The sequence below is a fragment of the Bacillus sp. F9_6S_D1_P_5 genome (assembly GCF_054823925.1).
Window position 1 is genome coordinate 253,686 of the sequence record NZ_JBTREW010000002.1, and the last position, 22,402, is coordinate 276,087.

General features: G+C 36.4%; 25 protein-coding genes. 14 read left to right on the forward strand and 11 right to left on the reverse strand.

What is annotated here, in order from left to right:
• The first annotated feature begins 43 nt into the window (after positions 1–43).
• A complete protein-coding gene (gene pepF, locus ACUXEY_RS04250) occupies positions 44–1,870 on the forward strand; it encodes an oligoendopeptidase F (protein WP_461300156.1) in 1,827 nt (608 codons plus the stop codon).
• A 116-nt stretch (positions 1,871–1,986) separates the two neighbouring features.
• Here pepF and ACUXEY_RS04255 read toward each other — a convergent pair whose 3' ends face one another.
• The 4 genes from ACUXEY_RS04255 to ACUXEY_RS04270 form a co-directional block, all read right to left on the reverse strand.
• Entirely contained in the window at positions 1,987–2,160 is a 174-nt protein-coding gene (locus ACUXEY_RS04255; protein ID WP_002051510.1) for a hypothetical protein, read from the reverse strand.
• A gap of 229 nt (positions 2,161–2,389) precedes the next feature.
• Positions 2,390–3,283 (reverse strand): ClpXP adapter SpxH family protein, encoded by an 894-nt coding sequence (locus tag ACUXEY_RS04260; protein WP_166704172.1) that lies wholly within the window; start codon positions 3,281–3,283, stop codon positions 2,390–2,392.
• Entirely contained in the window at positions 3,283–3,681 is a 399-nt protein-coding gene (locus ACUXEY_RS04265) for a globin domain-containing protein (RefSeq protein ID WP_000043381.1), read from the reverse strand. Before ACUXEY_RS04265 ends, ACUXEY_RS04260 begins: the two co-directional genes overlap by 1 nt.
• Positions 3,682–3,861: 180 nt before the next feature.
• On the reverse strand, positions 3,862–4,440 hold the full coding sequence (locus tag ACUXEY_RS04270) for a CYTH domain-containing protein (protein WP_461300157.1): 579 nt from the start codon (positions 4,438–4,440) through the stop codon (positions 3,862–3,864).
• Between the two features lie 144 nt (positions 4,441–4,584).
• On the opposite strand from ACUXEY_RS04270, the gene ACUXEY_RS04275 reads away from it, so the two are divergent.
• Genes ACUXEY_RS04275 through ACUXEY_RS04290 form a run of 4 tightly spaced genes read left to right on the forward strand, consistent with a single transcriptional unit; the run spans position 4,585 to position 7,350 of the window.
• Complete coding sequence (locus ACUXEY_RS04275) at positions 4,585–4,956, forward strand: UPF0738 family protein (protein ID WP_166704174.1); 372 nt, start codon at positions 4,585–4,587, stop codon at positions 4,954–4,956.
• Between the two features lie 30 nt (positions 4,957–4,986).
• Positions 4,987–5,625, forward strand: coding sequence for a GTP pyrophosphokinase (locus tag ACUXEY_RS04280; protein WP_098758713.1), 639 nt, complete (start codon positions 4,987–4,989; stop codon positions 5,623–5,625).
• Between the two features lie 18 nt (positions 5,626–5,643).
• Complete coding sequence (locus tag ACUXEY_RS04285) at positions 5,644–6,441, forward strand: NAD kinase (protein WP_212956437.1); 798 nt, start codon at positions 5,644–5,646, stop codon at positions 6,439–6,441.
• Positions 6,442–6,456: 15 nt separating this feature from the next.
• Positions 6,457–7,350: an RluA family pseudouridine synthase gene (locus ACUXEY_RS04290; RefSeq protein WP_461300158.1), complete on the forward strand. Its 894-nt coding sequence runs from the start codon at positions 6,457–6,459 to the stop codon at positions 7,348–7,350.
• A gap of 48 nt (positions 7,351–7,398) precedes the next feature.
• Here ACUXEY_RS04290 and ACUXEY_RS04295 read toward each other — a convergent pair whose 3' ends face one another.
• The 7 genes from ACUXEY_RS04295 to ACUXEY_RS04325 all read right to left on the reverse strand — a co-directional run bounded on the left by ACUXEY_RS04295 (position 7,399) and on the right by ACUXEY_RS04325 (position 14,719).
• Complete coding sequence (locus tag ACUXEY_RS04295; RefSeq protein WP_461300159.1) at positions 7,399–8,787, reverse strand: peptidase G2 autoproteolytic cleavage domain-containing protein; 1,389 nt, start codon at positions 8,785–8,787, stop codon at positions 7,399–7,401.
• A 140-nt stretch (positions 8,788–8,927) separates the two neighbouring features.
• Positions 8,928–9,668 (reverse strand): bis(5'-nucleosyl)-tetraphosphatase PrpE, encoded by a 741-nt coding sequence (prpE, locus tag ACUXEY_RS04300; RefSeq protein WP_196472788.1) that lies wholly within the window; start codon positions 9,666–9,668, stop codon positions 8,928–8,930.
• Between the two features lie 74 nt (positions 9,669–9,742).
• A complete protein-coding gene (locus ACUXEY_RS04305) occupies positions 9,743–10,903 on the reverse strand; it encodes an FtsW/RodA/SpoVE family cell cycle protein (RefSeq protein ID WP_461300160.1) in 1,161 nt (386 codons plus the stop codon).
• Between the two features lie 238 nt (positions 10,904–11,141).
• Positions 11,142–12,068, reverse strand: a complete 927-nt coding sequence (locus tag ACUXEY_RS04310; RefSeq protein WP_461300161.1) for a glycosyltransferase family 2 protein — start codon at positions 12,066–12,068, stop codon at positions 11,142–11,144.
• Positions 12,069–12,081: 13 nt separating this feature from the next.
• Positions 12,082–12,834, reverse strand: a complete 753-nt coding sequence (locus ACUXEY_RS04315) for a class I SAM-dependent methyltransferase (RefSeq protein ID WP_461300162.1) — start codon at positions 12,832–12,834, stop codon at positions 12,082–12,084.
• A 182-nt stretch (positions 12,835–13,016) separates the two neighbouring features.
• Positions 13,017–13,862, reverse strand: a complete 846-nt coding sequence (locus tag ACUXEY_RS04320) for a TylF/MycF family methyltransferase (protein WP_461300163.1) — start codon at positions 13,860–13,862, stop codon at positions 13,017–13,019.
• A 122-nt stretch (positions 13,863–13,984) separates the two neighbouring features.
• Positions 13,985–14,719, reverse strand: a complete 735-nt coding sequence (locus ACUXEY_RS04325; protein ID WP_461300164.1) for a BclA C-terminal domain-containing protein — start codon at positions 14,717–14,719, stop codon at positions 13,985–13,987.
• Between the two features lie 165 nt (positions 14,720–14,884).
• Between ACUXEY_RS04325 and ACUXEY_RS04330 the strand changes: the two genes are divergently transcribed.
• The 9 genes from ACUXEY_RS04330 to fabI all read left to right on the forward strand — a co-directional run bounded on the left by ACUXEY_RS04330 (position 14,885) and on the right by fabI (position 22,300).
• A complete protein-coding gene (locus ACUXEY_RS04330; protein ID WP_000932920.1) occupies positions 14,885–15,982 on the forward strand; it encodes a glycosyltransferase in 1,098 nt (365 codons plus the stop codon).
• A 211-nt stretch (positions 15,983–16,193) separates the two neighbouring features.
• Positions 16,194–16,883: a class I SAM-dependent methyltransferase gene (locus ACUXEY_RS04335; RefSeq protein ID WP_001078426.1), complete on the forward strand. Its 690-nt coding sequence runs from the start codon at positions 16,194–16,196 to the stop codon at positions 16,881–16,883.
• Positions 16,880–17,566 carry a glycosyltransferase family protein gene (locus ACUXEY_RS04340; RefSeq protein ID WP_098667935.1) on the forward strand — a complete coding sequence of 229 codons (687 nt, stop codon included), beginning with the start codon at positions 16,880–16,882 and terminating at the stop codon, positions 17,564–17,566. The genes ACUXEY_RS04335 and ACUXEY_RS04340 overlap by 4 nt, the downstream gene beginning before the upstream one ends.
• 13 nt (positions 17,567–17,579) lie before the next feature.
• Positions 17,580–18,260 carry a glycosyltransferase family protein gene (locus ACUXEY_RS04345; RefSeq protein WP_461300165.1) on the forward strand — a complete coding sequence of 227 codons (681 nt, stop codon included), beginning with the start codon at positions 17,580–17,582 and terminating at the stop codon, positions 18,258–18,260.
• 14 nt (positions 18,261–18,274) lie between these two features.
• A complete protein-coding gene (locus ACUXEY_RS04350) occupies positions 18,275–19,012 on the forward strand; it encodes a sugar phosphate nucleotidyltransferase (protein WP_166704187.1) in 738 nt (245 codons plus the stop codon).
• A gap of 8 nt (positions 19,013–19,020) precedes the next feature.
• On the forward strand, positions 19,021–19,566 hold the full coding sequence (rfbC, locus tag ACUXEY_RS04355; protein ID WP_461300166.1) for a dTDP-4-dehydrorhamnose 3,5-epimerase: 546 nt from the start codon (positions 19,021–19,023) through the stop codon (positions 19,564–19,566).
• A gap of 16 nt (positions 19,567–19,582) precedes the next feature.
• Entirely contained in the window at positions 19,583–20,554 is a 972-nt protein-coding gene (gene rfbB, locus ACUXEY_RS04360) for a dTDP-glucose 4,6-dehydratase (RefSeq protein WP_461300167.1), read from the forward strand.
• Between the two features lie 11 nt (positions 20,555–20,565).
• Positions 20,566–21,420, forward strand: coding sequence for a dTDP-4-dehydrorhamnose reductase (rfbD, locus tag ACUXEY_RS04365; RefSeq protein WP_461300168.1), 855 nt, complete (start codon positions 20,566–20,568; stop codon positions 21,418–21,420).
• Between the two features lie 109 nt (positions 21,421–21,529).
• Positions 21,530–22,300 (forward strand): enoyl-ACP reductase FabI, encoded by a 771-nt coding sequence (gene fabI, locus ACUXEY_RS04370; protein ID WP_000421885.1) that lies wholly within the window; start codon positions 21,530–21,532, stop codon positions 22,298–22,300.
• Positions 22,301–22,402 lie beyond the last annotated feature (102 nt).

Sequence of the window (22,402 nt, forward strand, 5' to 3'; positions counted from 1 at the left end):
CGAATTGTATGTAAGTAGAGATATTTAAAGGAGGGCTTAAAGGATGTCTGAACAAAACACAGCAAAAACATTACCAGATCGCAACGAGATTGAAGAATCGAGTACGTGGCGATTAGAAGATATTTTCCAAACAGATGCAGAATGGGAAAAAGAATTCCAAGCTATTAAAGAGCTATTACCGAAGTTAACTGAATTTAAAGGGAAACTTGGTGACTCTGCGAACAATTTACTTGAAGCATTGCAATATGAAGATGAAATTTCAATGCGATTAGGTAAGTTATATACATATGCACATATGCGTTACGATCAAGATACAACAAACTCTGTGTATCAAGCATTAAATGACCGCGCAACAAATTTATATTCACAAGTATCTAGTAGCACAGCATATATTGTGCCTGAAATTTTATCGATTTCAGAAGATACACTGCAAACATTCTTGAAAGAAAATAGAGACTTAAGTGTATATGAGCATGCGTTAGAAGAAATTACGCGTCAACGCCCTCACGTATTATCTGAAGCGGAAGAAGCTTTATTAGCAGAAGCATCTGAAGTAATGAGTGCGTCAAGTAATACATTTGGTATGTTGAATAATGCGGATTTGAAATTCCCATCTATTAAAGGCGAGGATGGAGAAGAAATAGAAATTACACATGGTCGTTACATTCAGTTTTTAGAAAGTGATGATCGTCGTGTGCGCGAAGAGGCGTTCAAAGCTGTATATGAAACGTACGGAAAATATAAGAACACATTTGCAAGTACGTTAAGCGGAGCTGTGAAGCGTAATAATTTCAATGCGCGCGTTCGCAAATACGATTCTGCACGTCAAGCTGCATTAAGTAATAATAATATTCCTGAAGCGGTGTATGATCAACTTGTTGAATCTGTAAATGATAATTTACACTTGCTACATCGTTACATTGATATTCGTAAGCGTGCACTAGGACTTGATGAGCTTCATATGTATGATTTATATACACCACTTGTACCAGAAGTGAAAATGAATGTGAAGTATGAAGAAGCACAAGACATGTTATTAAAGTCTTTAAATGTACTTGGTGATGAGTATGTTGATATTTTAAAAGAAGCATATGAAAATCGCTGGGTAGATGTGTATGAGAATAAAGGAAAACGAAGCGGAGCATATTCATCTGGTGCATATGGAACAAATCCTTATATTTTAATGAACTGGCATGATAATGTAAATAATTTATTTACACTTGCTCATGAGTTTGGTCATTCGGTGCATAGTTACTACACAAGAAAAACGCAGCCGCACGTATACGGTGACTATTCAATCTTCGTTGCGGAAGTAGCATCAACTTGTAATGAAGCGCTTCTAAACGATTATTTATTAAAAACGACAGAAGATAAGAAAGAACGTCTATATTTATTAAATCATTATTTAGAAGGATTCCGTGGTACTGTATTCCGTCAAACGATGTTCGCAGAGTTTGAGCATATTATTCATAAGAAAGTACAAGAGGGACATGCGGTTACGCCAGACATGTTAACAGAGATTTACTATGATTTAAATAAGAAATATTTCGGTGATGCTTTAGTAATCGATGAAGAAATTGGTTTAGAGTGGTCTCGTATTCCGCACTTCTACTACAACTATTACGTATACCAATACGCAACAGGATTTAGTGCAGCGACGGCTCTATCTAAACAAATTTTAGAAGAAGGGCAACCAGCAGTAGAACGTTACATTAATGAGTTCTTAAAAGCAGGAAGCTCAGATTACCCAATTGAAGTGCTGAAAAAAGCTGGAGTAGATATGGCATCTCCAGAACCAGTAAAAGAAGCATTGCAAGTATTTGAAGAGAAATTAAATGAATTAGAAGCATTATTATTTGAAGAGAAGTAATAGAAAAGACGAGGAATTTACCTCGTCTTTTTTTTGTGTTGTTTTGTCGTTATTTGTCGAAAAAATAAAGCGAATTGTCTTCTTTTTTCTAAATTAGAAGGCAGTTTTACAGTTCATTAAAACCCTTTAAAGCGTTTTTTATGGTTGAAATAAGAGAGAGCGATGACAATGACTCCAAATAAAAGAGGGAAGGCAATAATTTTAGGGAAAGCTTGTAGTAGAGAGAGGATGTACAAGAAAAAAGAAACGATGACAGCTAAAATGATAAGCAAAATATACGTTTTTTTCATACAAAACACCTCCAAAATAGCTTTTTTATAGCTTATTCAAAAATGAAAACGTTTAGAATGTGACAAAAGTGTGAAATTCGACAAAAGGGGTTGTCATCTGACGTCGAATCTTGTAATATAATAAGCGTGAACGAATTCACATACAAACATATACCCCTTTGTTTGAACGTGAAAATTTCTCCCATCCCCTTTAATATTTTTATAAGCCGTAAAGAAAAAGACCTGGTGTTTACACCAGGTCTTTTTCTTTTGCTATCCATTTCCAATAACGCTCACATTTTACGTCAATCATTTGTACTTTTCGTTTCAGTTGTAATTTTTTTAGTTCACGCTCGATCTCTTGCTGCGAGCAGTCATATATAAATGCTACTTCTTTTGAAGATATAAATTGCGTCGCTTCTAGTAACGCTTCTAAAGGTGGTAATGGTTCTGGCTCGATTTCACATTTTACAAGTTCTTTTAATAATTGTACGTATACGTCATAGGAATATGTTCCAGCGATTTTAATACCTTCTTCATCTGAATTCGCATGAAAAAATACGAGAGAAGGTATTTCTGTAATATGCATCTCATTTGTGAATTTCAAGTCACATTGGAAAGCCTTTTTTGCGCTAGCGGAATAGAGGTCTTTTTTAAATTCTTCTACATCAATATCGCTATCTTTTGCGCATGCAAGTAATAATTCGCAGTTAGGATTTGATACATTTTCAAGGAAAATGTATTCTTGGAGTTTTCGCAAAAACTTCGAACCTGCTTTTCGGCCTTGCAACTCCGCTGCCTTAATTGCCATCGAAACTAAATATGGTGTTGACGATGCCTCTTGCATATGTACCTTTCCATCACATGAAAAACCTTGTAAACTTGTTGTCTTTTCCCACACAAATCGAATATTAGCAGGTTTATTCCATTTGTGTGAGGAAGCGTTCGTTCCTTCCACTTTTCCTGTTACGATATGACGAATAGAGAAGTATTTCCCGTATTCAAGCCATAGTTTAATAATAAAAGGTTCAATTTCCCAGCAATCTTTACAAAGTGGGTCAATAAATAAATATGCTTCTACAGACTTATGTTCACATGCGGAAGGAGATGGCATATTGATATGCTTTGCTTCCTGTTTATCCATTATATTTCACCTGTTTCATTTGGAGTATTAACCATATGCTGAGCAGTTAATGCTAAACGTTCAAAAACGAACTCTCTTATATGACCGTGCACTCCTGTGTCATCCATTGCTTGCTCCATACATGATAGCCAAGCCTCTGCTCGTTTTGGCGTAATCTCAAACGGGAGATGGCGTGCTCTTAACATAGGATGACCATGTTCTTCAGTGTACAAATTAGGACCACCTAAATACTGTGTTAAAAATTGTTTCTGCTTCCTAGCGGTTTCTGTTAAATCATCCGGGAAGATGGGAGATAGGTCAGGGTGCTTACTGACATAGGAATAAAATGTATCTACTAATATTGCAATGCATTGTTCACCGCCAATTGCTTCAAATGGTGTCATCGGTTGCTTGCTCATCCTTTATAAACTCCTTTTTCCATGAAATGTATATCTATTGTAGCAATGGAATGTTAGGGAGGGCAAATAAATAGCCTTCATAACGCTCTTTGCTTATTCTACAGATGTAAAAGAATCTTTTCCTTTTAAAAAGTGAGATGTATCCACTAGTAGAACGTATTCACTAGTGGAATTTTCACTTTAGCGTGCTTTGTTTTGTTTGGCAAGGAAAAAGCGTTTTACTTTATTATTTGTATGACGGATTGGTATGTCGTATTGCTTTAATAAATGTATAAATGCAGCTTTGCCTGTTTCTTCATCTTGCACTTCAAATTCAATTTCATAATCATCGTGATTGTAATAGAAACTATGATCAAAGACAAGCGTTCCGCCTTCAAATAACGTTTCGGCTCTTTCAGTTGTTAAACTACCCATATAAGTTAAAGCAGAAACAGGAATTTGTAATTTGTGTAGTTGATCCATTACAGCCCCTTGAATGATTACGTTTGTTTCCATCATCATGTTTGCTTCTTCTGCTGTTACGACTTGATGTGTTTCTAACAAACCAACCTCTGCAGGTTGTTTCAATGTTAATGTATAAGTTTCTCCTTTATGACGAATACGAAGTGCAGAGCCAGCTTCTTTTAACGAGAAGTTCGGTGTTTCAAAGTAATGATTTACCTGTTTCGTAAATACTTCAATAGAGAATGATTTACATAATGTATCGAATTCTTCTTCTGTAACAATATTTTTAAATTCAATTTCGATTTCTTGTGTCATTGTATGCGCTCCTTTTGAAAAATAATTCTTTACACATTATCGCTTTTTCACAAATTTGGTTCAATGTTTTATTTGTTTGCGTCCATGTTATGATACAATAATACTGTTAAGTAAGACAGGAAGTTGAGATGGAGGAGTTAGAGCATGCAAAATAAAATTCAAGTTAAGGGCGTAGAAAAGAGAGAGAATGCTCTTATTTTTTGTGCGGAAAATAGTGAAATAGAGGTAAAGGAGTTAAGTGCACGTAATCATGTACTTGTAGACTCAGACAATTTATCCTTTTTATATATCTTAGAAAACGAATCATCTTTCATTTATGTAAGTATTCCGCACACATGCTGGGAAGCAATGCATGAAGCGATGAATAACGATGTGGTTATGTTCGTTCGCGTGAATGACATTGAAATGGAATTAGAAGGATTAAAAGAAGAAGTAGAATATTTAGTTGAAAATATTGAAGGTAATGCAAATTACGGAGAAGAACTAGTAACTGCTGTAGAAAAAGTATTTCTATAAGCAAATGGATTGATTTTGGTGGTGGTTGAAATGAATCGAAATTGGGAAGAATTTTTAGCACCTTACCACCAAGCGGTGGCAGAGCTGAAAGTGAAACTAAAAGGAATGCGTACTCAATTTGCAATGTTAACAGAGCATTCTCCAATTGAGTTTGTAACAGGAAGGGTAAAGTCGGTTGCAAGTATTATTGATAAAGCGGAGAAGAGAAATGTATCGCTAGACCGGCTAAGAGAAGATATGCAAGATATCGCGGGCCTTCGTATGATGTGTCAATTTGTAGATGAGATTAAGCCTGTTGTAGAATATCTTCGAAAACGAAATGACTTTGAAATCGTGGAAGAACGTGATTATGTCACGCAGAAGAAAGATAGCGGTTATCGTTCTTATCACGTTGTCATTAGTTACCCAGTTCAAACGATTCAGGGTGAACAAAAAGTATTGGTAGAAATCCAAATACGCACGCTAGCAATGAATTTTTGGGCAACAATTGAGCATTCTTTAAATTATAAATATAGTGGACGTTTTCCTGAAGATATAAAAATACGCTTACAACGTGCAGCGGAAGCAGCATTTTTATTAGATGAAGAAATGTCTTCTATCCGTCTTGAAATTCAAGAAGCGCAGAAAGCTTTTTCAAGAAAGCAAGAAACGAAAGATTCCGAATCATAAACTAAAGGGTGTTGGGCGATGAAATTTACAATTATGTCAAAGGGAGATCAATCATCAGATGCACTGGCAAGCACGATGAAAGAATACTTGCTAGATTTCGGATTTATAATGGATGAAAAGGAACCCGATATTGTAATTTCTGTTGGGGGAGATGGAACGCTTTTATATGCATTTCATCGTTATTACAATCGATTGGCTGAAACGGCATTTGTTGGTGTACATACAGGGCATTTAGGTTTCTATGCAGATTGGTTACCGACAGAAGTAGAGAAATTAGTAATTGCAATTGCTAAAACACCATTCCAAGTGGTGGAATATCCGCTTTTAGAAGTGATTATTCGCTATGTGAATGGGAGTAAAGAGTCGCAGTATTTAGCGATGAATGAAGCGACTGTGAAAAGTGCAGAAGGTACATTAGTAACAGAAGTGGAAATACGCGGAGAGTACTTTGAAACGTTCCGTGGTGATGGCCTTTGTATTTCTACTCCTTCGGGAAGTACTGCGTATAATAAGGCGCTTGGTGGAGCAATTATTCACCCTTCTATTGAAGCGATTCAAATTGCAGAAATGGCATCTATTAATAACCGTGTGTTTCGTACGGTAGGTTCGCCGCTCGTACTGCCGAAACATCATACATGTGTGTTGAAGCCAGCTGCAGGAATGAACTTACAAATTACGGTGGACCATTTAACAATGGTTCATCAAGATGTGAAATCAATTCAGTATCGCGTTGCAAACGAAAAAGTACGATTTGTTCGTTTCCGTCCATTCCCGTTCTGGAAACGGGTTCGTGACTCGTTTGTTGCAGATAAATAGAAAGGGTTTATATATTTGAACAGATTTACATTGAAATGGGATATAGAATCGGCCGAAGAGGGAACTTTAGTTAGAGAATTTTTAAAAACGAAAGGGATTTCTAAAGCCGCATTAACGGATATAAAGTTTCACGGCGGAGCTATTGAAGTAAATGGTCAACATGCGAGCGTTCGTCATCAGTTGCAAGCTGGTGAGGAAATACGTGTCTTTTTTCCAGTGGAGGAAAGAAGTGAAGGGATGATTGCAGAAGATATCCCTTTATGCATTGTATATGAAGATGATGCGGTTCTTGTCATAAACAAAGAGGCGAATATGTCAACGATTCCGTCTAGAGAACATCCGGCAGGAAGTGTTGCGAATGCGCTCTTATCTCATTATGATAAGCAGCATCTTGCAAGTACGGTGCACATTGTAACAAGGTTAGATCGTGATACTTCAGGGCTTATGCTTATTGCAAAAAATCGTTTCGTACATCATCTTTTATCGAAACAGCATCAACAAAAAGCTGTGAAAAGAACGTATGAAGCGCTCGTTCATGGTGAGATGATAGAACGAGAAGGAACGATTGACGCACCGATTGGACGAAAATCGGATAGTATTATTGAGCGAACCGTTTGTGAGGAGGGGCAAAGGGCAGTTACTCATTTTAGAGTGATTGATAGTGCCAATCATAAGACGCATGTATCGCTCGAGCTTGATACAGGGAGAACGCACCAAATTCGTGTACATATGGCGCATATAGGACATCCGCTACTTGGCGATGATTTATATGGAGGAAAAAGGGATGAAATGAAACGACAAGCACTTCATAGTACATCCTTGACGTTTTATCATCCTATTTTAGAGAAAGAAATGTCTTTCACTACAACGATTCCAAGCGATATGCAAGAGATATTAAGACATACTTAAAAAGGGAACAAAATTCTTATGTAATGAAGAATTTTGTTCCCTTTTTTCTTAGCGGAATAATATTAAAATTTGGTTTTCACCCGTGCGCTTTATAACGAAAAAGCCAATTTCGGATTTTGTAGCAATGCCATCGTTATTTGGACGACAATATCCATGTGTTTCGCAAGTGCCGTCATCCCGTACTAACATTTGTCCAATTAATCCGACAGGAAGCCACTCGTTACGATCTTTTCTTGCTATATATTTGCAAGCTGGATCCCATTCTTTATTTAAAAGAGGTTGTATGTCTTGCGATTCCGTACGTACATATTGACGTTTTCCGAAGGTATCTGTTTTATAGCGTTTTTGCCAACTTAAAGAACCGCTATTTCCTATAAGAGCGGGGGTTGCACTAGATATACCTAAGATGAATGAATCGTTTGAAGTAGCGATTCGAATTTTTTCTTCGTTACTAAATGTAACAAAATAACCTACATCAATAAGAGTATTGTCTGCTGTTTCAAACATTTGTGCAAAATCAGTTCCACTTGCATTGTAAGAAGCGCCATCAATATACATTTCGCCGTTATGAGCAAGCCACTTTGCACCGATATTATGGTCAGTTTCATTTGTGCCGTTTGCGATAAACCAAGAATAAGATTCTTCTGCTGTACCGAAGCGCCCCATAATATGGCTACCTGCAAAATGAGCCGTTGATGTATGATTACCTTCCGCGTGAGAAGAGAATCCGTTAGCGATAGTCGCGGTTCCTTCTGCATGTGCTGCTTCGCCTAAAGCGATTGTATGTTTACCTTCCGCATGAGAATAAGAGCCGCCTGCTGTCGTTTCACTTCCTTCACTATGGGAACTATGTCCAGTTGCTTTTGTTTTCGATCCTTCTGCATGAGAGAAAGAAGCTTTTGCGTGAGTAAGAAGCCCTTCTGCATGTGAAGCTGCACCCTCTGCATGAGAATGAAGCCCCTCTGCATAGGCATACCGTCCCTCTTTTTTTACTTTTGTATTTTCAGGTGTAGGGGTTTGAATTATGATAGTCTTTTCTGTTTGTATAGTATTGGATGGTGCTAATGCTTCTTTTATTTTTTTCACTTGATGTATAATAGCAGCTGGAATTTCTGCTTCCGCTTTTTTATTTATTGCTACAGGGATGTTTTCTTCTGTATTTTTCTCTGTTTGTTCAGAAGGCCCTATCTGTTCAGTGTGAGTAGAGAGAGGTTTATTTTTTTGCTGCATCTTTGTTTTTCTATTATTAATAATGCGGCTCATTACAGCATTTTGTAAAGAGACATATTTTGGTCTATCTTTGTTTTTTGTGGAAGCCTCTTGTCCTTCCAGTTCTTCTAAAGCTGCAGCTCGAATGCTGCACCAGTTGTTAATTCCGTACATGGGTAGATAAAAAGGCGGGCATTTTCTTTTTTGTTGAGAAGATTTTTTCTTCATACTGTCACCTCCTGCGACAGTATATGCCGTGTAATGAAAAAAAGATGCACGAAAGTGCATCTTTTTTTCATTACTTTACCTAGTTTTTTATGAGAGCCGCCTAAATGAAACGATAATCCCTCGTAAATCTTAAATAAGGGTTATGAAATTGGGCGAAACTTTTCAGGTACAAAAGGCAGAGAGGAAGGGACGGAAATGGTCTCCATTTCAGGATAACGTAGTCCGGTTAGTTTGCCACCAAACACAGCGCCAGTGTCAATATTAACTGTATGATTTACAAAGCGAGGTTCTTTTACAGGTGTATGTCCATATACAATCCAAGCTTTTCCTTTATACTCCTTCGCCCAGTCGCGACGGACAGGAGAGCCGTCAGCATGTTTTTCTCCTGTAATATCGCCATATAATACAAAGGTTTGTACTTTTTTATCTTGTCTTCCTATGTAATCTTGCCGAATTCCAGCGTGACACACAATTAACCTTTTCTCATCGAGTACGTGATAGAAAGGGGATTGCTCGTAAAGTGTGATGAATTTTTCTTTTATCATGTTTTGTTTATGAGAAGGCAGTGCTTCATATTCAGCAACAGTTGTTTCGAGTCCATGAGCAATTGTCACATTACGCCCAAGGAAAAATCGGTATAGTTTATTACAGTGATTTCCTGGAGCGTAATAAGCTACTTTTTTATTTATAACAAGTTCCCATACAATTTCAATCATACGTAATGAATGAGGGCCACGGTCTGTAATATCACCGACAAAAGCAAGCTTGCGTTGATCAGGGTGAATCGGCAGGTCATTATTCCAGTTATATCCGAGTTTCATCGTTAAATCTTGAAACTCTTGGAAGCATCCATGAATATCTCCTATAATGTCATATTTCATATTTAAACCTCCATCATATTTTTTATTAGTATATCTAAAAAAGGATAGAGATAAAAATATACCGTTTCTATGCTTCAGTTAAACATAAAAATTTTCGTCCTTGAGCGAACGTTTAAAACAAATCCAATCGCTATCATGTATGTGAGCAAGGAACTTCCTCCGTAGCTCATAAGGGGTAATGTGATTCCTGTAATAGGCAGTAATCCGATGGTCATCCCGATATTTTGAAATACTTGAAAAGTAAACATTCCGATTGTGCCCGCGCAGATGTAACTACCGAAAGGGTCATTACTTTCTAAAGCGATATGAATCATGCGGAAAATAAGTAGGAAAAAAAGTGCAATAATGACACTTGCGCCTAAAAAGCCGAATTGCTCAGCGACATTGGTGAAAATAAAATCTGTATGTGGTTCTGGAAAGTATACTTGTCCATTTTCCCAACCTTTCCCTTGCATTTCTCCTGATCCAGTAGCTAAGAAAGCTTGTCTTAATTGATAGCCTTGCGCATCATATTTGTATGGCGCTAACCAGCCGTAGAAGCGATTTAGTTGATATTCTTGTAAAATATGTGCTTTAAAAAATTTTGTATGAGTGAAAAAAGTATACGTTAATGTAACGCCAGCTGCAAAAATACCGGAAACTAATCCGAAAATAAACCGCCAACGTATACCAGAAACTAGTATCATTGCTGCGAGCATAGCTGAAATTACCATCGTGTTTCCTAAATCAGGTTCCTTTGCAATAAGGAGCAGGGGTGGCAAACTGGTTGCGCATATTTTTCCGAGTAATAAAAAATCAGCGTGTATTGTTCGGTAAAAATATTTCTCATTGTGATTTGCAATAATTCGTCCGGTGACGATAATTAAAAACAATTTCATAATTTCAGAAGGCTGGAAATTTCCGATGCCTGGAAGCCTGTACCAAGCGGTAGCGCCTTTAATTGTAACGGCACCTGGTACTTGAAGTTCTAGTCCAATAAGTAGTACCATTGCAAAGCTGTATAAATACCAAGCAATTTTTTGATAACGATCGAAGTCGATAATCATAATAACACCAATGGCTATAAATCCAATGAAATACCATTGGATTTGCTTTAGTACAAAATTGACGTTTTGTAAAAATGGCGGTAAAGAGGCTTGTGCACTTGCAATAGCACAACAACTAACAATCCCAATGGCAAATAAAATAAATAGTAATACGTAGTCTATTTGATATTGAGAATTTGGATCTTTCAATGTAGGTATTCCTTTCTACTGCTCTTTATAGTAATGGATTTTATCCCGCATTAATGGGCAGTAAGACCCCCACCTCAAAATTCAGGGAAAGCGAAGAAGTTAGGTGGGGGATCAACTGCCCGTAAAAGCCCGATTGGTGAGGGCTGATTAAAGTTTCACTTTATAGTATGAGAAAGAATGTATGAACTATACGAATGATTCACATATAGTCCATACACTTTTAATTTTGCAGAGTAGTTTAATTGTTTAACTCTTTAATAATTATATCCAAACAATGGGAAAGACGTACATGTGCGTCAGGAAAAATATCTAGTTGATGAAGATAGTATTTTAAGGAACTTTTACACCATTGGTAAGCACTAAGTAGAGCTGCTCTATAGTCCATAGTATTTTGTAAAAAGCCATATTCTTTTGCTGTTATAACAAGGTGTGTGAAATCTTCACAACCTTGAAGGAGCTTATTGTGTATTTGTTGTCCAGCATGGTAGCGAAATTGACTTAAAGGCTCAGAAATGTATATTGCATTTCCTTTAGAAAGTAAAGAAATCCATGAGGCCATATCAACACTACAAGAATATTGTCGCTCTTTAAGGGTGCCAAAAGGTTCAGTGAGTAATTTTTTTCGAAACAAAGTAGTCGTAGGCTCACCGATAATGTTGTGCCCGCCCTTTAACATCCAATTACCTAAAAATATCCCGTTTAATGGGGTGTCTTCACTATATAACCTTTGTGTTGGGTGGGAATCACCTATTAGATTTCCATGATCATCAATACGTACTCGATAAGAAGTAACAAGAGCAAGATTTTTATTGGAATCTTGCTCAAAATAGGCCATCATTTTTTGTATTTTATGCTTATAAAACACGTCATCGTCCATTAAAAAGTTTATATACTCACCATTTGATTTTTCTATGAGCATAAGGTCATTGTGAAATTGTCCTAGAGTAGGGGTATTTCGAATGTATGTTATATTTTTATAATTTGGTAAGTATTGTTCGCGTATTAAAGTTGCTGTTTCATCATTTGTACTATCATCTCCGATGATGATTTCAATATTTGAATAAGTTTGTGCCAATGCACTTTCTAGAGCAATTTTGAAATAATGAGGCCGATTATAAGTGGGAATAAGGATGGAAACGAGAGGTGGATTTTTTTCATTCATCATACATAACTTCCTTTCAGAAGCTTTTTTTTGTAAGAACAATATCTTGGTAACTTGTATATTCATGTCTGCCGCACCATAAACCGTAATGCGGCTTATTGATTATTTCTAGGTCGTACTTATTCAATAAATTGCAAATATCTGTCTCAGGATAAGCAACTGCGAAATTCGGAATATCTTTATTTACAACGTAGCAATTTTCAATTCGATGATAAAAACCTAATGTACTTTGTCCTGCATTTAAATAATAAGACGATTCAGGGTTTATAAGAAAGAATGTAATGAAACATCTCCCGTCTTTTTTTAATACACGTACAATTTCAGATACGTAATGTTCTAATTCTTTTGGGAGAAGATGCGTAAATACAGAAGTTAAAAAGATAAAATCGAATGTTCCGTCTTCATAGGGAAAACGATATTGAGAGGCATCTTCTTTTCCTTCCGGATTATAGAATTGATTGTATATGTCAACATGTTCAAAGTGAAAATTATTACGCATAGTTGAAATGTTATTTTGACACCAAGTAATTCCATCTTTAAACAAATCAAATCCATAATACGCTCCATCATCATTTAAGTAATTCATTAATGGTACAGCCATTCGGCCGACGCCGCAGCCTACATCCAATACTTTTTCATTTGATTTTAAAGCGCCAATTTGAATAAAATGCTTTAGGAACTCTTTTCCAACCTTTTTGAAGTCGCCACCTACATATTGGACGAGTTCAGGAGGGGGGAGTAAAGTCATTTCTTTGCTAAATTCGCTCATGAGTATACCCCTTTCTTGTGTGAGAATATGCAGTAACTCTATTAATGAAATTTTCAATTTGTAGTGAGAGAAGACAGGAAAACAATTGTTATATGTAAGGAGATTCCGAAAAAAATATTTTGTTGGGTTAGAAGTGAGAGAAGGATGAGTGAAAATGGGATCTCCTATAGATTAAATCTTTTTTATTCTTTTCTCCAATAAACGCCAAATACATCAATTTTAGTAATAGGGGCTTTTAAATTTCGTTGCTTTCTAAAGTCTGTCACAGCCTCAGCGCATGGTGGTAGCCCGTAGTCATCGATAATTATATAGCCACCTTTAGAAACTTTATCATATAAGTTCATGAGACCATCCATGGTGGATTCGTACATATCACCATCAAGCCGTGCAATTGCTATTTTTTCAATTGATGCTGTTGGTAAAGTATCTTTAAACCAACCTTTTAAAAATTTCACTTGATCATTTAGTAAATCATATTTTTTGAAATTCTCTTGTACTTGTTCTAAAGAGACGCGTAAGTAATCGAATGTGTGTAAATAATCACCGTAATCTTTTGGGTATTGTTCTAGATTCGGTGCTGGCAAACCTTCAAATGAATCTGCGACCCACACATTACGATCCGTAATGTTGTTTGCTTGTAAAAACCCATTCATAAAAATGCATGATCCTCCGCGCCATACACCTGTTTCAATAAAATCACCTTCTATATTTTCACGAACAACGGTTTCCATCGCCTCTTGTAATTGGTTCATACGTTCTCGACCAATCATGCTATGTGCTGCTCTTGGCCAATCCATTCCATCATGACGTTCACTTTTTGAGACATTTGGTTTTACAATTTTTAAGTTATGGTTTTCGGCATATTGCTTAATGAATAAAGGGAGAGGGACTGTAACTGGTTCGAATTCTAGTTCTTTCGAAATATGTAGAGATGCGGGTAAGTATGCCTCATATTCTAACCATATTTCAAATAAAATTGTCTTCTTTAGCAATTCGAGATAAAGCTGAACAGCAGATTTACTTTCCATATTTGTGCCTCCTGCAAAATGTCATACAACAATATGATTATGTAGGTACTGAATGTTTCATGATTGAATTTGAAATTGAAAAAGCAGTAAAACTGATATCAGTTTTACTGCTAAGTAAAAAATTAAGCAACTTTTTCAATAATAATGGATGCACTCGTGCCAAGAGCTAATGATAGCCCAAGCCCTGTAACAATTACTTCAATCATTGATGGAGTTGTCGTAATTTGTGTAATTGCTTGAATAACGATAGGTGCTCCAACTGAGATCAAACTTGTTCCAGTACCTGGTATAGGTACTCCATCCACCTCGATTGTAAGACCTCCTAATAGACTTACGGCTGCAGTATATACGATAACAGTAATTTTATAGAATCCAGTTTCACTAATTACGAAAGTATCAGGGGCCATTAGAGAAATTGCTGTGCCAAACTGAGATCCAACAGTATTAAATGGTACGGGAGCATCAATTCCTAGATCTAAAGAAATCCCACCGGAGTTAAATGCATATAGTCCTGCTGGAAGTCCTAGTCCGGATGGCCCAGTCGGCCCAGTCGGTCCAGTAGCACCAGTTGGCCCAGTCAGTCCAGTAGCACCAGTGTCTCCAGTTGGCCCAGTTGGTCCAGTAGTACCAGTGTCTCCAGTTGGTCCAGTCGGTCCAGTAGCACCAGTGTCTCCAGTTGGCCCAGTTGGCCCAGTTGGCCCGGTCGGCCCAGTCGGCCCAGTCGGTCCAGTTGGTCCGGTAGGAAGGGTAAACGGTGGTATCGGTGGTAATGTAGGTCCTACAAGATTAGGGTCAAATGCACTAGCTGATAAAGATTCATCGGGGTTTAATCCATTTGAATAATTATTATTTGACATAAATTCACCTCCATAAAGCGTTCATTATATAGTAGATGCAAAACCGAAAGAAAATGACACGGACATTTAAATTATTGAAAAGAAATCTTAAACTACTTGAACAATTTAAAAAAATGGAAAGTTTAGTATATGTATAACATATGATTGATTTGGAAGAGGGTGATTATGTTGAACAAGCAAGGAATTACAATTAGTTTATGTATGATTGTTCGAGATGAGGAGAAGACAATAGCCCGTTGTTTAGACTCAGTTGAAAAAATTGTGGATGAAATTATAGTGGTTGATACAGGTTCCATCGATCGAACGAAAGAAATCGTAGAGAAATACACTTCTAACATATATGATTTCCAGTGGATTGATGATTTTGCAGCAGCAAGAAATTTTTCTTTTTCAAAAGCGACGCAAGAGTATATATTGTGGCTAGATGCAGATGACGTATTATTAGAAGATGCTCAAGAAGCATTGAAACTTTTAAAAAGAGAAATAGATCCTAAAATTGATGCTGTTTCGATGCCTTATCACCTTGCAATGGATTCTAACGGGAAACCTTTATATTGTACAAAAAGAAATCGACTTGTAAAGCGTGAAAAACAATTTCAATGGTTTGGAAAGGTTCATGAGTATTTAGCTATTTCTGGTGAGGTTTTTAGTAGTAATGTTGCTATTACACATAAAAAAGAAAAAAAAGTAACAGATCGTAATTTGAAAATTTTTCAAAATACTGTAGCTGCAGGTGAAGAATTGAGTCCGAGAGATTTATTTTATTACGCAAATGAATCTACGGATAACCAAAAATATGATGATGCAGTTCTTCTATATGAAACATTTCTTAATCAAGACGAAGGATGGTATGAAGAAAAAATTTATGCATGTGGTAAGCTAGGAGATTGCTATGCGAAGCTCGGAATGTGGGAGAAGGCAATCGAATCTTGTGTGAAGTCGTTTCGGTATGACGTCCCTAGAGGAGAGAATTGTACAAGAATAGGATATATATATATGGAACAAGAAAAATATAATGAAGCGATATTTTGGTTTAAACTTGCAACGGAAGTACCAATGGCAACGGAAAGTCCTTTCCATAGTCCAGCTAGCTACACATGGCTACCCTATTTACAAATGTGTATTTGTTATAGCAGGTTAGGAGAGCAGGATAAAGCGTATTATTACAATGAATTAGCAGCTTCTTATGTTCCGAATAATGCTGCAATTGAATATAACCGTAAATATTTTCGGGGGGTTTTTGATAAACCATATAAAGTGTAATAGGTTTCATTTTTTAGAAATGATTTATCTTTATTCTAACTCTAATAGATTGGTTATATATTAGAGTATCAGTAACGTAACCAATATAGATAAAAGATTTTATACTGCTATTTGCGGGCTAATAATCAGTGGGGGATGAACAAAAACTGCACTTTATAGAATTCATATGAGATTTATATTTCTAATTCAATTTGCATAAGGAGTGTGTGAAATGAATCGCGAAAAAAGTTCTTTATATGAAGAAAAATCCGAGCATTATTATAATGCAGCGAATCCGAATTTATTAAAGCATATAAAAAAGGAATGGAAAGAAGTTCTTGATATTGGTTGCTCGGGCGGTGCATTGGGAGCAGCTATTAAAGAAAATGGTACACGTGTATCAGGAATTGAGGCATTTCCAGAGGCGGCAGAAAAAGCGAAAGAAAGACTAGATCATGTTATTTTAGGGGATATAGAAAAAATAGATCTTCCTTATGAGGAGGGACAATTTGATTGCGTCATATTTGGAGATGTATTAGAGCATTTATTTGATCCGTGGGCTGTGATAGAAAAAGTAAAGCCATATATAAAGAAAAATGGTGTGATTTTAGCAAGTATACCAAACGTTGCTCATATTTCAGTATTAGCTCCCTTACTTGCCGGAAACTGGACGTATACAGAATATGGTTTATTAGATAAAACACATATTCGTTTTTTTACATTTAATGAAATGCTAAGAATGTTTTTAAAAGCAGGATATATTATTAGTAAAGTAGATCGTGTATATGTTGATCACAAAATGTATGAGCCGCTTATTGAGGAGTTATATGGAATTTGTAAAAAATATCGTCTTGGAAGTGGCTTCATGGCTGAGACAGTTGTATTTCAGTATATTATTGAAGCTGAAAAATCACAATTATGAGTACTGCAGACAAAACAATATTATTTGTTACATGTATAAATGATCGGAAATTATATGCAAACTGCGTGCGACATATATTGCAATTGTTAGTACCGCCAGGGTATATTGTACAATTTATGCCGATTCGAAATGCGAAAAGTATGACGAGTGGATACAATCAAGCCATTTCGCATCCAGCGAAGTATAAAGTGTATTTACATCAAGATGTTTTTATTATAAATAGAGCTTTTTTATACGGATTACTTCAATTATTTGAGGAACATGAACACCTTGGTATGATTGGGATGGTTGGAGCGCAATATGTTCCTCCAACTGGTGTATGGAACGAAGGGCGTGGAATTGTAGGAAAGGTCATTGGTTATATGAATGATGTGTTTTATATGGCAAGTTTAGAACAACCGTATCATGAATCAAAAACATTTATTCCTGTAGAATGTATTGATGGTTTATTAATGGCGACACAATATGATGTTCCGTGGCGAGAAGACTTATTTGACGGATTCGATTTTTATGATGTATCTCAATCATTTGAATTTAAAAAAGCAGGATATACAGTTGGTGTACCTGTACAGCGTGATGCTTGGTGTATCCATTATCATTTTGATGTGAATATGACGAACTATGAAAAGTATCGGAAAATATTTGTGGAACAATATATGTCAGATGTAAATAAGGAAGAATAAAGGGGGGACAAAAATGAAAGATCATACAATATTAGTCGTTGTTTGTATAAACAATGAAGAGCTGTTTGAACAATGTGAGAGACAAATAAGAAATCTTTTTGTTCCCCCTGGTTATGTCGTACAAATTTTTCCGATACGAGATGCACAAAGTATGGCAAGTGCATACAACCGAGCCCTTTCATATCCAGCGAAATACAAAGTGTATATACATCAAGATACATATCTTATTAATCGAGACATGTTTTCTACACTTATATCTCTTTTTAAAGAAAATGAAAAGCTTGGTTTAATAGGAGTCGCTGGGGCTCAGTTTTTACCGAATAACGGGATATGGTGGGAAGGAAAAAATTTAGTAGGGAAAGTGATTGAGTATAGAAGACGGAATTATCAATTATTAAATTTAGATCAGGTTTTTTATGGTAATCAACCATTTTTGTCAGTTCAGGCAATTGATGGCTTATTCATGGCAACGCAGTATGATATTCCGTGGCGAGAGGACTTATTTCAAGGATTCCACTTTTATGATGTGTCGCAGTCTTTAGAGTTTCAAAAGGCAGGTTATTTAATTGGTATCCCTAATCAAGCAAATTTATGGTGTATTCACTACAACGGAGATGAGTTTGATGCGGATACATATGAGAAGGATCGGAAAGTGTTTGTAGAACATTACAAAGATATACTATCTCCATCATAAGGGAGAGATGCAGGGTGAAAGGAATTATTTTAGCAGGTGGAACTGGATCGAGATTATATCCAATAACGAAAGTAACGAATAAACATTTGCTTCCTGTTGGACGATATCCAATGATATATCATGCGGTATATAAGCTAAAACAATGTGAAATCACAGATATTATGATTATTACAGGTAAAGAGCATATGGGAGATGTTGTTAGTTTTTTAGGAAGCGGTCAAGAGTTTGGTGTGTCCTTTACGTATCGTGTGCAAGATAAGGCGGGCGGAATTGCGCAAGCATTAGGGCTTTGTGAGAGTTTCGTCGGGAACGATCGTATGGTAGTTATATTAGGAGATAATATCTTTTCTGATGATATTCGTCCGTATGTTGAAGAGTTTGCAAATCAAAAAGAAGGTGCGAAAGTACTGCTGCAATCTGTAGATGATCCGGAGAGATTTGGTGTAGCACATATTCAAAACCGAAAAATAATTGAAATTGAAGAAAAGCCGAAAGAGCCAAAAAGTTCCTATGCAGTCACAGGAATTTATTTGTATGATTCGAAAGTCTTTTCTTATATAAAAGAATTAAAACCTTCCGCAAGGGGAGAACTTGAAATTACAGATATCAATAATTGGTATTTAAAACGAGGAGTACTTACTTATAATGAAATGAGCGGTTGGTGGACGGATGCGGGAACTCATGTTTCTCTTCAAAAGGCGAATACGTTAGCGCGGGATATAAACTTTGGGAAACAGTTTAACGGAGAATAGGTGAGAATATGAAAGTTGTAGAAACAAACTTTACCGACGCAAAATTGTTAGAACCGAGGTTATTTGGAGATGGGCGTGGCTTTTTTACTGAAAGTTATAATAAGAAGGTGCTAGAAACATTAGGGATTACGTATTCATTTGTACAGGATAATGTTTCGTATTCAGCAGAAGCGGGAACGATTCGGGGATTACACTTTCAAAAAAATCCGAAAGCACAAACGAAACTTATTCAAGTTATGCAAGGAGCAATCTATGACGTTATCGTCGATTTGCGAAAAGATTCCCCAACGTTTAGGCAGTGGAGAGGATATATTTTAAGCGCAGATAATCACCGGCAATTATTAGTGCCAAAAGGATTTGCACATGGTTTTTGTACACTTGTTCCGCATACGATTGTTATGTATAAAGTAGATGAGTATTATAGTGCCGATCATGACTCAGGGGTACTTTGGAACGATAAAGAATTAGCAATTCCATGGCCAGTAACAAGTCCTATTTTGTCTGACAAAGATCGAATATTACCGTCACTCCAGGAATGTGAAGATAGCTTTTGAGTAGGAGAGTTGTTATATGAATATATTAGTAACAGGTGGAGCTGGATTTATTGGAAGTAATTTTGTTCATTACATGTTACAAAGCTATGAAACATATAAAATTATTAATTTTGATGCATTAACATATAGCGGGAATTTAAATAACGTGAAGTCTCTTCAAGATCATCCGAATTACTCTTTTGTAAAAGGGGAAATTCAAAATGGAGAGCTGCTGGAGCATGTTATTAAGGAGCGTGACGTGCAAGTAATTGTCAATTTCGCAGCTGAATCACATGTGGACCGTAGTATTGCAAATCCGATCCCTTTTTATGATACAAATATAATCGGGACAGTCACCTTATTAGAATTAGTGAAAAAACATCCGCATATTAAACTTGTGCAAGTATCAACAGATGAGGTGTACGGCTCTTTAGGGAAAACAGGTCGATTTACCGAGGAAACTCCATTAGCTCCAAATAGTCCATATTCTTCAAGTAAAGCGAGCGCCGACATGATAGCTTTATCCTATTATAAAACATATCAATTACCAGTTTTAGTAACGCGTTGCTCCAATAACTATGGGCCTTATCAATATCCTGAAAAACTAATTCCATTAATGGTTACGAATGCGATAGAAGGAAAGAAGCTACCGTTATATGGCGATGGATTAAATGTAAGAGATTGGTTACATGTAACGGATCATTGTAGTGCGATTGACGTTGTTTTGCATAAGGGACGTGTAGGAGAAGTATATAATATAGGCGGAAATAATGAAAAGACAAATGTAGAAGTTGTGGAACAAATTATTACTCTTTTAGGAAAAACAAAAAAAGATATTGAATATGTTACAGACCGTTTAGGTCATGATCGTCGTTATGCGATTGATGCACAAAAGATGAAGAATGAGCTAGATTGGGAGCCTCAGTATACGTTTGAACAAGGGCTGAAAGAAACGGTGGAATGGTATGAACATCATATAGAATGGTGGAAACCACTAAAAGAAAAGTAAGGGGCATATAAATGAAAGAACGGATTATCATAACGGGAGCAAATGGTCAATTGGGAAAGCAACTACAAGAAGAGTTAAATCCTGAAGAATATGACATATATCCATTTGATAAAAAGTTACTAGATATAACAAATATATCCCGAATGCAGCAAGTGGTACAAGAAATAAAGCCACATATCATTATTCATTGTGCAGCGTATACGAAGGTTGATCATGCTGAGAGAGAACAAGATCTTGCGTATAGAATAAATGCAATAGGAGCTCGAAATGTAGCGGTTGCTTCACAATTAGTAGGGGCGAAGTTAGTTTATATTAGTACCGATTATGTATTTCAAGGTAACAGACCGGAAGGGTATGATGAATTTCATAATCCGGCGCCGATAAATATATACGGAGCTTCTAAATATGCAGGAGAGCAGTTCGTCAAAGAGTTACATAATAAATATTTTATCGTTCGCACATCGTGGTTATATGGTAAGTATGGAAATAATTTTGTGAAAACGATGATGCGATTAGGGAAAGAAAGAGCAGAAGTATCTGTTGTAGCGGATCAAATTGGTTCTCCTACTTATGTGGCGGATTTAAATGTGATGATTAATAAGCTCATTCACACTTCTTTATACGGTACGTATCATGTATCAAATAGAGGCTCGTGTTCTTGGTTTGAATTTGCACAAAAAATATTTTCGTATGCAAATATGAAAGTGAATGTATTACCTGTTTCAACCGAAGAATTTGGGGCGGCGGCAGAGAGACCGAAATATTCTGTTTTCCAACATAACATGCTACGGTTAAGTGGTTTTTTACAAATGCCTTCTTGGGAAGAAGGATTAGAGCGGTTTTTTATAGAAACAAAGAGTCATTAACAAAATTTAAGTTAATGACTTTTTTGTTTGCCTTTAAGAGGTTTTATGTTACTATAATTATAGTATCAGGTACTAATAACAAGTATAAGTATTTCTGGGAGGATATATCATGGAACTATTACAAGGGAAAACATTTGTTGTTATGGGCGTTGCGAACCAAAGAAGTATTGCGTGGGGAATTGCTCGCTCTTTGCATAATGCAGGTGCAAAATTAATCTTCACATATGCAGGAGAACGTTTAGAGAGAAACGTTCGTGAATTAGCGGACACATTAGAAGGACAAGAATCACTTGTATTACCTTGTGATGTAACAAATGATGAAGAACTTACAGCTTGCTTTGAAACAATCAAGCAAGAAGTTGGTACAATTCACGGTGTAGCACACTGTATTGCTTTTGCAAATCGTGACGACTTAAAAGGTGAATTTGTAGATACTTCTCGCGATGGATTTTTACTTGCACAAAATATTAGTGCATTCTCTTTAACAGCTGTAGCAAGAGAAGCAAAGAAAGTAATGACAGAAGGCGGAAATATTTTAACGTTAACATATCTTGGCGGCGAGCGCGTTGTGAAAAACTATAACGTTATGGGTGTTGCGAAAGCTTCATTAGAAGCGAGCGTAAAATATTTAGCTAACGATTTAGGTCAGCACGGCATTCGCGTTAACGCTATTTCTGCAGGCCCAATTCGTACGTTATCTGCAAAAGGTGTAGGCGACTTTAACTCAATCTTAAGAGAAATTGAGGAGCGCGCACCGCTTCGTCGTACAACAACTCCAGAAGAAGTTGGGGATACAGCAGTATTCTTATTCAGTGATTTAGCACGCGGTGTAACAGGAGAAAACATTCACGTTGATTCAGGATATCATATCCTAGGATAAACATAATATGAATTTTTAAAGGACAATCTCTACATGTTGAGATTGTCCTTTTTATTTGTTCTTAGAAAGAACGATTTTTAACGAAAGTTCTTACCACGTTAT